Consider the following 12,496-nt stretch of genomic DNA (forward strand, 5'->3'; position numbering starts at 1 on the left):
TTGACCAACCGGAGACCATCATGCATTCACCTTCCCCGGCGGCCTGCGCCGGAGCATCCCCCGCCAGTGCCACGCGCCTGCCCCTGAGCGGCTTGCTGGCGCTGGCCTTGACCGGCTTCATCGCCATCCTCAGCGAGACCCTGCCGGCCGGCCTGCTCGACCAGATCGCCGACGGCATGCAGATCAGCCAGGCCATGGCCGGGCAATGGGTCACGGCCTACGCCTTGGGTTCATTGCTCACGGCCATCCCGCTGGTGACCCTGACCCAAGGCTGGTGGCGCCGTCGGGCACTGCTGCTGGCCATTGGCGGATTCATCCTGTTCAACGGGCTGACCGCGGTGTCGTCGGACAACACACTCACCTTGCTCCTGCGTTTTTGCACCGGTGCCGCCGCCGGCCTGGCCTGGGGCCTGATCGCCGGCCATGCGCGGCGCATGGTGGCACCCGCCCAGCAGGGCAAGGCCATGGCAGTGGCGATGCTGGGGCAGCCCATCGCCTTGTCGCTGGGTTTGCCCATCGGTACCTGGCTGGGGACATTTATGGGTTGGCGGGCAACCTTCGTGATGGTGACCCTGGCTGCATTGCTGCTGGTCGCCTGGGTGTTGCGGGCGGTGCCGGACTTTCCCGGCCAGGCCGCGGGCAAGCGCCCCGCGGCAATGGCAGTGTTGCGCACCCCGGGCGTGGCGCGGGTGCTGGTGGTGATCCTGGTGTGGATCCTTGGCCATAACATTCTCTACACCTACATCGTGCCGTTGCTCGCCGCGGCGGGCATGGCTGACGCGGTGGGCCAGGTGCTGATGACCTTCGGCCTGGCCTCGCTGGCCGGCATCGCCCTGGTCGGTCTGGGGGTCGATCGGCATCTGCGCGGGTTGGTGCTGTTGTGCCTGGCCGGCTTCGCCCTGGCGACCCTGGCCCTGGGGCAGGTGCAAGGCACACCCTGGCTGGTGCATGCCAGCGTGGCACTGTGGGGGCTGACCTACGGCGGCGCGCCGACGCTGCTGCAAACGGCCTGTGCCGATGCGGCAGGCGAGGGCGGCGACGTGGCGCAGTCGATGCTGGTGACCGTGTGGAACAGCGCCATCGCCCTGGGTGGCATCATCGGCGGGCTGTTGCTGGTGGGTGCCGGGGTAGGGGCGTTTGGCGCGGTGGTGCTGACACTGGTGGTGCTGGCATGGTTGCTGGTGCTGGGCGGACGCCGAGCCGGGTTCGCCGCCGGCGCTCGCTAGCCCGACGTCTGTATCCGCGAAGCAGCATTTCTGACGACAGGACAGTTACAATCAGCAGGTGCGAACAAAGCAGCGATTCGAGGTTCTCCCGCAGTGCAATTGCAACAAGGCTTCGTCCTGACCCGCCACTGGCATGACACGCCCGAAGGCACCTGCGTGGAGTTCTGGCTGGCCACCGACCAGGGGCCCCGGCGCGTGCGCCTGGCCCCGCAGCCCTCGGTGGCTTTCCTGCCCGCCGCCCAGGCCGAACACGCCCGCTTGCTGCTGGCAGATGAGCAGGGCGTCGAACTCAAGCCGTTGCAACTGCGCGACTTCGACCTGCGCCCGGTCATGGGCCTGTACTGCCGCCAGCACCGCCAGCTGATCGCCCTGGAAAAGCGCCTGCGCGGTGCCGGCATCGAGGTGTTCGAAGCTGATATCCGCCCGCCGGAGCGCTACCTGATGGAGCGCTTCATCACCGCGTCGGTGCGTTTCAATGGCCGCGCTGACGGCCAGGGCACCCTGCTCGATGCCCAGCTCAAGCCCGACCCCGGCTATCGCCCAGCCTTGCGCCTGGTGTCGCTGGATATCGAGACCAGCGAGCGTGGCGAGCTGTACAGCATCGCCCTGGAAGGCTGTGGCCAACGCCAGGTCTACATGCTGGGCCCGGCCAACGGCGACGCCGGCGAGGTGAATTTCGACCTGCATTACTGCCGCGACGGCGCCGAAATGATCACCTGCCTCAACCAGTGGCTGGCCCGCCACGACCCCGATGCGATCATCGGCTGGAATCTGGTGCAGTTCGACCTGCGCCTGCTGCACGAGCATGCCCAGCGCCTGAACGTGCCGCTGTGCCTGGGCCGTGACGGCGCACCGATGCACCTGCGCGAGCATGGCAGCCGCAGCCATTTTTTTGCCGAGGCGCCGGGTCGGTTGTTGATCGACGGTATCGAGGCCTTGCGTTCGGCGACCTGGAGCTTCCCCTCGTTCAGCCTGGAAAGCGTCGCGCAACAGTTGCTGGGCGAGGGCAAGGCAATCGACACGCCCTACCAGCGGATGGACGAGATCAACCGCCGCTTCGCCGAGGACAAGCCGGCCCTGGCCCGCTACAACCTCAAGGATTGCGAACTGGTCACGCGGATCTTCGCCCATACCCGGCTGCTGGAGTTTCTGCTCGAACGCTCATCGATCACCGGCCTTGCCGTGGACCGTAGTGGCGGTTCGGTGGCCGCGTTCTGCCACCTGTACATCCCGCACATGCACCGCCTTGGTTATGTCGCGCCCAACCTGGGCAGTGTCGAGGGCGAGGCCAGCCCGGGTGGCTTCGTCATGGATTCGCGGCCAGGCCTGTACGATTCGGTGCTGGTGCTCGACTACAAGAGCCTTTACCCCTCGATCATCCGCACCTTCCTCATCGACCCGGTGGGCCTGGTCGAAGGCCTGCGCCAGCCGGACGACACCTGCTCGGTGGAAGGTTTTCGCGGTGGGCGTTTCTCGCGCAGCCAGCATTGTCTGCCGGCGATCGTCGAACGTGTGTGGCAGGGCCGCGAGGCGGCCAAGCGTGATGGCAACGCGCCGCTATCGCAGGCCCTGAAGATCATCATGAACGCCTTCTACGGTGTGCTCGGCTCAAGCGGCTGTCGCTTCTTCGATCCGCGTCTGGCCTCGTCGATCACCCTGCGCGGGCACCAGATCATGCGCCAGACCCGGGCGCTGGTCGAGGCCCGTGGTTTCGATGTGATCTACGGGGATACCGATTCTACCTTCGTCTGGCTCAAGCACGCCCATGACGAACAGTCCGCAGCGCGCATCGGCCGGGAGCTGGTGGCCGAGGTCAACCAGTGGTGGCGCCAGCACCTGAGCGAAACGATGGGGTTGGAAAGCGCCTTGGAACTGCAGTTCGAAACCCATTACCGGCGTTTTTTGATGCCGACCATCCGCGGCACGGAAGAAGGCAGCAAGAAGCGTTATGCCGGCTTGGTGCAGCACGCCGACGGTGGTGACGAGATGGTGTTCAAGGGCCTGGAGTCGGTGCGTACCGATTGGTCGCCCCTGGCCCGGCAATTTCAGCAGGAGCTCTATGGGCGGGTGTTTCGCGGCCAGCCCTATCGCGACTACATACGCGATTATGTGTGGCGAACCCTGGCCGGCGAGCAAGATGAGCTGTTGATCTACCGCAAGCGCCTGCGTCGCCCCCTGGCCGACTACCAGCGCAATGTGCCGCCGCATGTGCGCGCGGCACGATTGGCTGACGAGTACAACACCCGGATGGGGCGACCACGACAGTATCAGCGCGGCGGCTGGATCAGCTACGTGATCACCACAGCGGGCCCGCAGCCACTGGAGAATCTGCAGGCGCAGATCGACTACCAGCACTACCTCAGCCGTCAACTTCAGCCGGTTGCGGATGCCATCTTGCCGTTCGTCAACGATAATTTCAGGGGCTTGACCGACCGCCAGTTGCCATTGTTCTGAGCGGGTGTCAGATATCTAGGCATCGACGGTGCCTGGCGTTGGCTAGTTTGATGCCTCCACGCATTCTGGAGGCAATCATGAAGGAAAGTCCCCGTCAGCAGCCGAACGCTATCGACTCCATTGCCGTCGCGCAGGCATACCAGGACCAGGTAATCGCAAAGCGTCTGCCATCTTGGGTAATACGCTTGAGCGAGCTGGAGTTCGCCTTGCTGGGCGATGCCCTGCGCCAGCTTCTGAAGTGCAACCGGCGCTTGTCGAGCGCGTTTGCGAGGATTCGCAACATCGATGCCTTCGCCAGGCCTTTGTTGCAGCTGGCGCTCCAGCCTTATGGCCGCCCGGATGTCGGAGCCCTGTATTTTCGCCGCTGGTATGTCTACGACGCACATACTGTCAGCTTCTTTACCGGGCGTGTACCCGTTCCCGCCAGCGACTACTACGACGTGCCATTGCTTGAGGCGGCACTGCGCAATTTCACCGAGGAGGAGCGGTATCAGCAGCCGCGACGCAATGCCGTAGTCGACGGCAAGGGTATGGTTCAGACCGGACTGTCGGCGTTGTCCTTCGCTGCGGTGTGTCGCACGCTGGACCTGGGGCGCCAGTATCAGCAACACCTGGACTCGATTCTACTTGCCGACGCAGGGGGGCAAGGCATCAGGGCGTCGCTGGCGCAGTTCCTGCGCAGCAGCATGCTGGCCGATGCTCTGCGGGCCAAGGCGCTGGGAGTGCTCAGCGAGGTCGAGCTGCAATGGGTGATCGGGCTGTGTCGCGACAACCAGCTCGGCAGGCTTCAAGGCGCCCCGGTCCATGTTCGGCAACTCAAGGTCTTTGGTTGCCCCGTGCAGCGTATCGTCGTGCTGGATGTCATCGACGAGGGATTGATCTACAACTCGAGCAAACGGGTGCTGGTGTATATGCCGGGCGACCCCCAAGGGCCGTGGAGTGCCAATGACGATCTGGAGGACTATACCCGCCGCGTGCTGGGCAAGCGGTTGCGCAAGAATGACTACCGCCGCTTCTTCAGTCGTTTTGTGCGCCGACGCGACAGCCGTCGTGTGTTCACTGCGATCAGCGAGCGCCTTGACGATGTGCCGGACTGGGCGACCCGCGATCTCGATGAGCAGACCACGGGCTATCCGCCGGCGCTGTTCGAGCATCTTGCCGATGCCTGGATTGCGCAGATCAAGGACGATGCGGCGATGATCGCGCCTCCCGTGGCCCAGCTGGATCGCGAGGTCCAGGCCGAGCACGACAAGTGTCTACGCGCCGAGGGCTGGGGGTTGCTTGCCGTGGCCGGGTTGTTCGTGCCGGTGCTGGGCGCCTTGTTGGCCGCGGTGATGGTCTATGAACTGCTCCAGGAAGCGTTCCAGGCCATCGGCGATTGGCGTGACGACGAGCGTGATGCCGCCTTGGAACACTGGTTGAATGTCGGCAAGCGCTCGCTGGCCGTGGCTGCGACCGCGGCCACCGTCGGCGTGGTACGCCGCGCCTGGTCCGAAGTGGATGCCTTGGTCACCGCGCGGCTGGACGACGGCAGTGAAAAATTGTGGAACGGCGATCTTCAGCCTTACCGCAGCGAGGTCCCGCCGGGCAGCGAGGTGATGGATGGGCAGGGCATCCGTCGACAGGGTGGGCGTTGCTGGATCGAGATGCAAGGGCATTGGTATCGAGTCACCCAGGAACACGCCGACGAACCGTTCCGGCTGCTGCCCTACCAGGGATATGGCCCGCAGTTGCGTCACAACGACGCGGGGGCGTGGCGGCTCTGGCACGAGCAACCGGCCGAGTGGAACGATTCGCACATGATGGTTCGCCGGCTGGGCAAACCTTTCAGCGACCTCGACGGGCATCAGATCGATCAGCTCATGACTATTCATGGTCTACAAGAGGACCATCTGCGGGAATGGCATGTCTATGGGAGGCGCGCCAACGCATTGGTAACCGACACGGCCAAGCGGATCCTGTTGGCGGGTCGCATCCAGGACCTGAGCGACCAACTGCGCGGTGGACTGCCGATCACCGACATGGCGCTGTTGCAGAGGGCGCAGGCCTTGCCCGGCGCTCAGGGCAAGGCTGGCCAGGCCCTTGCCGAACGGGTTTTGGCTCAGCGTCGCGACCTGTTGCAGCAGATGTACGAAGCGGCCTTTCCCGATACTGACGCCAGCTCGATCCTGCGCCGGGATTTTGCCGGCCTGCACCGCCTGGCAGCGGATGAGGTCTGGCACACGGCCAGTGACGATGATCGTGCAGCCCTGCTGGATACGCGGCGGGTACCGCTATGCATGGCCGAGGCGGCCAGGGACCAGGTTCTGAGCATTCGCACGGTGCGCGTGCACGAGGCGCTGACATTCGATACGCCGCAAACGCTGGATCTTGCGCAGGTCGTCCTGAATCTGCTGGCGCGCTTGCCGGGGGCATCCTCCGGCCCGGCTTGGCGTTTGTTCGACGGCGATGCCAGCCAGCCGTTGCTGGCCACGCAGGGTGATGGAGCAGTTCTGGACCTGGTCCATCGCGACGGTGTATTCAGCCGTCGTACACTCGAGGCGGCGCCTGCGGGCTCGGGCGAATTGTTCGACGTACTGAGCAGGGCCTTCAACGACGAGCAGCGTGCCGCGCTCGGCCTGGACGAGCCTTTGGCCCTGACCTTGCGGGCGAGACTCGCGACGCAGGCCATCGACCAGCGGAGCATGATTCTCGACTGGCTGGGCCGGGGCCGGCAAAGCGGCGCCTTCCTGGCCCCGCATCGGCTCGCGGATGGCCGGATCGGCTATCCCTTGAGCGGTGGCAGGTTCTGGGCCACGTTGGGTGTGCGTGCGCCGCGGGCTCTCGGGGCACGGCTGCGGGACCTGTATCCTGCGTTCAGCGACGAACAGGTGGGGCGTTGGCTTGAGGCAGCGGACGCGCAGGTGCGTCTGGATGCGCTGGAAGAGCAGTACAACGTGCTGCGCAACAACATGGACCGGTGGGTGCGGGGTGCATTCCCCTCGCTGGAATTGCTGGCCCGGCGTGCCTTTCGCAAGGACCTGATCGACTGTTGGCGTTGCCTGGTACCCGAGCTGGTCGGTGGCCTGCCGCAGATGGGTCGTTATATGCTGATTTTTGCTCATAGTCGTCTTCGGCATCTGCCGCGCATCCCTCCGTCCATCAGCTTTCCCCATATCTCGGTCCTCGAGCTGCGCAACATGCGCCTGGAAACGGTTGCGGATGACTTCCTTGGGGCGTTTCCCAATTTGCGCAGCCTGGAGATCACCAATTGTCGGCTCAGGCGTCTCCCCTTGCCGGAAACGCTCAGTGCGCATCTGCAGGTGCTCGACTTGTCAGGCAACCAGATTGCCCTGGATGAAGGCCAGGCTTTGGTCCTGGCCAGTTGTCGTTCGTTGGTGTACCTCAACCTTTCAGGTAACCCATTGCGCAGGAGCTTTTCGGTCTTTGGCATGCCGAGGCTCAATGCGCTGCACCTTCGAGGCTGTCAACTGGACAGCTTCCCCTATGGCATCATGGATAGCACGGAGCTGAACACGCTGGATCTCGCAGACAATGCCCTGCACGGGGTGCCCGAGGACTTTCACAGGTCGCAGGTGTGGAGGGGAGGGCGGGTAGACCTGCGTGGCAACCTGTTAGAGGCGTCATCGCAGTCGCTGAGTAGCTGGCATTGGCTGGAGGATAGCCGGGTCCCGTATCGCCTGCGTTGGATGGATGTCGCGCCAGATGACAGGCGTGAGGAGATGTCCGCCTTTTGGACGCGATTTGTAACGGATGAGGACGCCAAGGACTTGTTCGATACCCTGTCGTTACTGACAACCTCGGGCAATTTCAAGTCTGCGCCGCTGGCCAGGGATTTCGCGATCCGCCTGCTGGACATGTTCGAGCACATGGCCAAGGACCCAGTGCTCAAGCGCGAACTGTTCGATAACGCGGCCGTCACCGATTGCCAGGACAATGCAACCATTCGGTTTTCCGACCTTGAGCTGCGTGTACTGGTGTGGCGTGCACGGCACGGCGAGCTGGCGCGTCACCCTGAACGCGCCCTGCTGCATCTGGGCGGGCAGCTATGGCGGTTGAATGTACTGGACCAGGTGGCAGCGGAGCATGCCATCAGGCTAGGGGCAGGCAATGAGTCGATCGAGTTCGCCCTGGCCTATCGCATTGCGCTGCGCGGCGAGCTCGACCTGCCCATCCAGCAGGATGACATGCTGCATTTCGGGATTCCCAACCTCAGGCCTCAGGACATCCTACGGGCTAGGCATACGGTGCTTGCCGCGCAGTCAGCGACCAGCCTGGCCCAGTACCTGGCCAGACAACCGTTCTGGCAGGACTACCTGAGGGCAAATTACGCCCACCGGCTGAAGGTACCCCGAGAGATGCATGAAGCATTGCAACAGCTCATGGATCTGGGTGGCAGGGAGTCGGAAATCGAGCATCTGCATATCACCTATCAGCAGCGCGAGCATGAGCTGATGCTGCAATTGACCCGTGAGGCCATGGGCAGGGCGCGGACGATCACGCTGGACACCCCCTGAACCCTCGCGGCTTTGGGCTATGCTCTAACTGGGCTGCGATGTATCGGAAAATATCGCAGCTCGGCCATGGTAATCGGAGGTTACCTTTGCACCGAGCACGGCTGGGGCAACTCGTTTAGGCTCCCGCGTCGGATCTTTCTCCCTGATCCATAGTCTTTAGGTTTATCGAGAAAACAAGGAGATGCGCATGCTCGTTCGGTCACTGACCCTCGCCACCTTGCTCGCCGTAGCCGGCCCTTTGTACGCCGCCGACAGCGATGCCCCGCTGGCCAAGGAACTGGGCAAGGCCAGGCCGTTGGTGGTCATTGCCCCGAGTTCAGCCGACCCGACCCTGCGTGGCCTGGAAGAGGCGCTGAAAGAGCCTGCGACCCAGGCCGGATTCAAGGAGCGTGGCCTGGTGCTGTACAGCGTCGCCAACATGATGGGCAAGCGTGAGGACAAGAACCTCGAGCAGCAGACCACCATGGCGTTGATCCGAGAGCTCAAGCTGGGGGCCAGCAAGGGCACCAAGGTGATCCTGGTTGGCAAGGACGGTGAGCGGCATGTGCTCAAGGACGACGACAGTGGCGATAAGCTCGACCCGCAGGTGATCTTCAAGGCGGTCGATGCGCTGCCGGCCAGCGAGCAGGCGGTGACCGCGCCGGAGCCCGTGGCGGCGGCGCCAGCCGAGCCCAAGGCCAAGGACAGCAAGGCCAAGCCGAGCAAGCCCGCCAAACCCGCAGCGCCGCCCAAGCCACTGGAGGACTGAACCCTCTGTCACGGCCTTCTGTGCCAGCAGGGGGCCGTTCGTGTAGCTTTGTGTATCTGCGCCTCGCCCCGACCCATTGCCATACAAAACCACGCCCGGTCCGATACACCGGCGACACACCGCTGCGGCTCAATGGCTCCACTTTCCAACCACAGTGGAGCGACACCATGAAAACGACCCGTCAAACCCTCGGCCTGCTCGGCGCCACCCTGCTCGGCGGCATGGTCCTGGGCAACAGCGCTTTCGCAGTAGAACCGTTGGCCCAGGGCTATCAGCTGGCCGCTGCCAAGACCCCTGGCGAAGGCAAGTGCGGCGAGGGCAAATGCGGTGCCAGCGGCAAGGTCACGCAAAGCGAAGGCAAATGTGGCGAGGGCAAGTGTGGCGCCAGCGCCAAGGCCGGTGCCGAGGGCAAGTGCGGTGAGGGCAAGTGCGGCGACGCCTCGTTCGCCCGCACCGACAGCAACCATGATGGCAAGGTCTCGCGCGAGGAGTTCCTGGCCGTGGCCAAGGACCGGGCGGCCGACTTCGACAAGATCGACCGCAACCACGATGGCTTCATCTCCGAGCAGGAGGCCCACGATCACCTGGCGGCGATCTACAAGGCCAATGGCAAGGCGATGCCCGACGGGCTGTTCAGCCACCTGACCGGCGAGTCCTGACGCCTGTCGCGGGACCAGTCCGCTGCCACCGGAATCTGCCCTGTGGGGGCGGGCGGCCCCGCGATGCCGATCCCTGCAATACGGAACCCTCCGATCATGCCCCAACACACCTTGCACACCGGTCTCGGCCTGCGCCGCGGCCTGCTGCCCGACCTTTTGACCATGGAGGCGGGTGCGGTGGACTTCCTCGAATGCGCCCCGGAGAACTGGATCGGTGTCGGCGGCGCCTTCGGCCAGGGCCTGGCGCGCCTGGCCGAACGCTTTGCCATCGCCTGCCACGGTCTGTCGTTGTCACTGGGCGGCACCGCGCCGTTGGACCTCGGCTTCCTCCAGCGCACCCGGCAGTTCCTCGACCACCACCAGGTGCGGATGTACAGCGAGCACCTGAGCTATTGCTGCGATGACGGTCACCTCTACGACCTGATGCCGATTCCGTTCACCGACGAGGCCGTCCACCATGTGGCCGCCCGCATCCGCCAGGCCCAGGACATCCTTGGCCGGCGCATCGCCGTGGAGAACATCAGCTACTACGCCGCGCCGTACCAGGCGATGGCCGAGCTGGATTTCGTCCGCGCCGTGCTCGACGAGGCCGACTGCGACCTGCTGCTGGACGTCAACAACGTCTTCGTCAACGCCTGCAACCACCGTTACGACGCCCGGGCCTTCCTCGCCGGCCTTCCCCGCGAGCGGGTGGTGGGCATGCATGTGGCCGGTCACTATGACGAAGCGCCGGACCTGAAGGTCGACACCCACGGCGCGCCGGTCAAGGAGGATGTCTGGGCCTTGTTCGCCGACGCCTGCGAGCGCTTCGGCGCGCAACCCACCGTGCTCGAGCGCGACTTCAACTACCCGCCGCTGGCCGAGTTGCTGGCCGAGACGGCACGCATTCGCGATGTGCAACGTGCCCATGGAGCGTAAGACCATGACCGAAACCCTGCGCCACCAGCAGTTCACCCTGGCCCGTCATCTGCGCGACCCGGTCGGCAACCCGCCGCCGCCCGGTATCGAGGCGCGGCGCCTGAAGGTCTACCGCGAATTGTTCTATGGCGCCATCGAAGGGCTGTTGGCCGGCAGTTTTCCGGTGATGCGCCGGACCCTAGGCGATGAGCACTGGCATGCGCGGGTGCGTGACTTCTACGCCCATTACCGTAGCCAGACGCCGCTGTTTACCGAAGTAGCCGAAGCCTTCATCGACTACCTGCAGGGCGTCGCGCCGGACGCTCCCTGGCAGCTGGAGCTGGCGCACTACGAATGGATCGAAGCGCAGCTGTACCTGAGCGACGCCGAGGATCCGCCGCACGACCCGGGCGGCGACCTGCTGGTCGGCGAGCCGCTGCTGTCGTGCGTGGCCCGGGTTCTGGCCTACCGCTGGCCGGTGGAGCGCATCGGTCCCGAGTATCAACCCGACGAGGCGCCGGAGCAGCCCACCTTGTTGCTGGTGTACCGCGACGCCAACCTGCAGGTACGCTTCGCCCGGTTGGCGCCTTTGGCCTGGCAGCTGCTGGTGGGCTTGCCCGGTACCGGGCGCGAGCGCTTGCGGGCGCTGGGGGATCAGCACCTGCAGCAGGGGCTGCAGATGCTGCGACAGTTGCGTGAGCAGGGCATCATCGTCGGTATTCGAGATGCCCTGTAGGCGCGCGCAGATGTACCGTCAGGCCACCGGGATCAACGGATCGGCGGCCGCCAGCGCTGCCGCGCGGTCCGCTGCCGGCGGATAGATCCATACCGAATTGATCTGCTGCTTGAGCTGCTTGGCCTCGGCCTTGTCCGTCGGCGGCGAGACCGTGCGCTCCCATCCTTCGGTGTACACCGCGCCCCAGGCGCCCAAGTCCAGGCAGGTGACGTATTTGGGCTGGCTGTAGGTCATCGGTGCCACGCCGATCAGCTCGGCGGCAGCATTGTTGCCGGCGTAGCGACCCAGCGGGATGGCATGCTGACAGGACATCACTGCGAAGTTGCCAACCTCGTCGCAGGCGGCGTAGGCCACATCGCCCGCGGCATACACCGACGGGTTACCGATGACCTTGAGGTGGCCGTCCACATGCAGGCGACCTTGTCGGTCGCGTTCACCGCTGATCTGCTCGGTCAGCGGATTGGCCTTGAAGCCCACGGTCCAGATCACCGTGTTGGCGGCAATGCGTTCGCCGTTGTCGAGCAGCACGCCGCCACCATCCACCGACGCCACCGTGGCGCCACAGACCCACTCGATCCCCAGCGCCGCCGATGCCTGTTCGATGGCCGGGCGGATGCCGTCGCCCAAGGCGGCGCCGATCTTCGCGCTGCGGTCGACCACGACGATGCGCGGCTTGACCTTGTCGCCAAGGATCGCCCGTAGCCGGCTGGGCAGCTCGGTGGCGGTCTCGATGCCGGTGAAGCCGCCACCGGCCACCACCACGGTGTTGCGCGCCGGGCTGTCTGGGCGGGCGGCCAGGGACTTGAGGTGTTCTTCAAGGCGGGTGGCCGAGTCGATCTTGTCGACATCGAAGGCGTGCTGGTCGAAGCCTGCCAGCGCCGGGCGGTTGAGCAGGCTGCCGCAGGCCATGATCAGGCGGTCGTAACCCATCTTGGCTTCGATGCCACCCGTCTGCCGATAGGCCACCTGCTGGTTGGCCTGGTCGATGTGGTAGGCCGTGCCTTTGACGAAGCGCACGTTGACCGCGTCGAACACCGCCTGCAAGGGGGCGGCCATGGTGTGCACGTCCGGCTCGTAGAAGCGCGGGCGGATGTGTAGTTCAGCCTGGGGGGCGAGCACGGTGATCAGCACGTCGTCGCGTTTGTGCAGGTCGAGCAGGCGGGCGGCGCCGAGGGCGCTCCACAGCCCGGCGAAGCCTGCGCCAATGATCAGGATCTGTTTCATGAGGGGCTCCTGGATGCCGCGATTATGGATGTTGT

General features: G+C 64.9%; 8 protein-coding genes. 7 read left to right on the forward strand and 1 reads right to left on the reverse strand.

Going from position 1 to position 12,496, the window contains the following annotated elements:
- The first annotated feature begins 20 nt into the window (after nt 1–20).
- From ACVWY1_RS03935 to ACVWY1_RS03965, 7 genes are all read left to right on the forward strand, one after another.
- The gene (locus ACVWY1_RS03935; RefSeq protein WP_457377805.1) at nt 21–1,226 is read left to right on the forward strand and encodes an MFS transporter; all 1,206 of its coding nucleotides are present in this window, start codon (nt 21–23) and stop codon (nt 1,224–1,226) included.
- 93 nt (nt 1,227–1,319) lie between these two features.
- Nucleotides 1,320–3,680: a DNA polymerase II gene (locus ACVWY1_RS03940; RefSeq protein WP_258701474.1), complete on the forward strand. Its 2,361-nt coding sequence runs from the start codon at nt 1,320–1,322 to the stop codon at nt 3,678–3,680.
- Nucleotides 3,681–3,757: 77 nt separating this feature from the next.
- Nucleotides 3,758–8,197: an NEL-type E3 ubiquitin ligase domain-containing protein gene (locus ACVWY1_RS03945; protein ID WP_277504865.1), complete on the forward strand. Its 4,440-nt coding sequence runs from the start codon at nt 3,758–3,760 to the stop codon at nt 8,195–8,197.
- Nucleotides 8,198–8,384: 187 nt separating this feature from the next.
- Nucleotides 8,385–8,945, forward strand: a complete 561-nt coding sequence (locus ACVWY1_RS03950) for a DUF4174 domain-containing protein (protein WP_139670079.1) — start codon at nt 8,385–8,387, stop codon at nt 8,943–8,945.
- A gap of 167 nt (nt 8,946–9,112) precedes the next feature.
- Nucleotides 9,113–9,604: an HvfA family oxazolone/thioamide-modified RiPP metallophore gene (locus tag ACVWY1_RS03955; RefSeq protein WP_102684110.1), complete on the forward strand. Its 492-nt coding sequence runs from the start codon at nt 9,113–9,115 to the stop codon at nt 9,602–9,604.
- A gap of 96 nt (nt 9,605–9,700) precedes the next feature.
- On the forward strand, nt 9,701–10,522 hold the full coding sequence (locus ACVWY1_RS03960) for an HvfB family MNIO-type RiPP peptide maturase (RefSeq protein ID WP_277504864.1): 822 nt from the start codon (nt 9,701–9,703) through the stop codon (nt 10,520–10,522).
- A gap of 4 nt (nt 10,523–10,526) precedes the next feature.
- Nucleotides 10,527–11,237, forward strand: a complete 711-nt coding sequence (locus ACVWY1_RS03965; RefSeq protein WP_277504863.1) for an HvfC family RiPP maturation protein — start codon at nt 10,527–10,529, stop codon at nt 11,235–11,237.
- 18 nt (nt 11,238–11,255) lie between these two features.
- Here ACVWY1_RS03965 and ACVWY1_RS03970 read toward each other — a convergent pair whose 3' ends face one another.
- Nucleotides 11,256–12,461, reverse strand: coding sequence for an NAD(P)/FAD-dependent oxidoreductase (locus ACVWY1_RS03970; protein WP_457377806.1), 1,206 nt, complete (start codon nt 12,459–12,461; stop codon nt 11,256–11,258).
- Nucleotides 12,462–12,496 lie beyond the last annotated feature (35 nt).

The organism is Pseudomonas sp. TE6288, from assembly GCF_054062095.1.

Coding starts and splice junctions, on each gene's coding strand:
- ACVWY1_RS03965 (WP_277504863.1), top strand. CDS start 10,527: ATGACCGAAACCCTGCGCCACCAGCAGTTCACCCTGGCCCGTCATCTG.
- ACVWY1_RS03950 (WP_139670079.1), top strand. CDS start 8,385: ATGCTCGTTCGGTCACTGACCCTCGCCACCTTGCTCGCCGTAGCCGGC.
- ACVWY1_RS03955 (WP_102684110.1), top strand. CDS start 9,113: ATGAAAACGACCCGTCAAACCCTCGGCCTGCTCGGCGCCACCCTGCTC.
- ACVWY1_RS03960 (WP_277504864.1), top strand. CDS start 9,701: ATGCCCCAACACACCTTGCACACCGGTCTCGGCCTGCGCCGCGGCCTG.
- ACVWY1_RS03945 (WP_277504865.1), top strand. CDS start 3,758: ATGAAGGAAAGTCCCCGTCAGCAGCCGAACGCTATCGACTCCATTGCC.
- ACVWY1_RS03970 (WP_457377806.1), bottom strand. CDS start 12,461: ATGAAACAGATCCTGATCATTGGCGCAGGCTTCGCCGGGCTGTGGAGC.
- ACVWY1_RS03935 (WP_457377805.1), top strand. CDS start 21: ATGCATTCACCTTCCCCGGCGGCCTGCGCCGGAGCATCCCCCGCCAGT.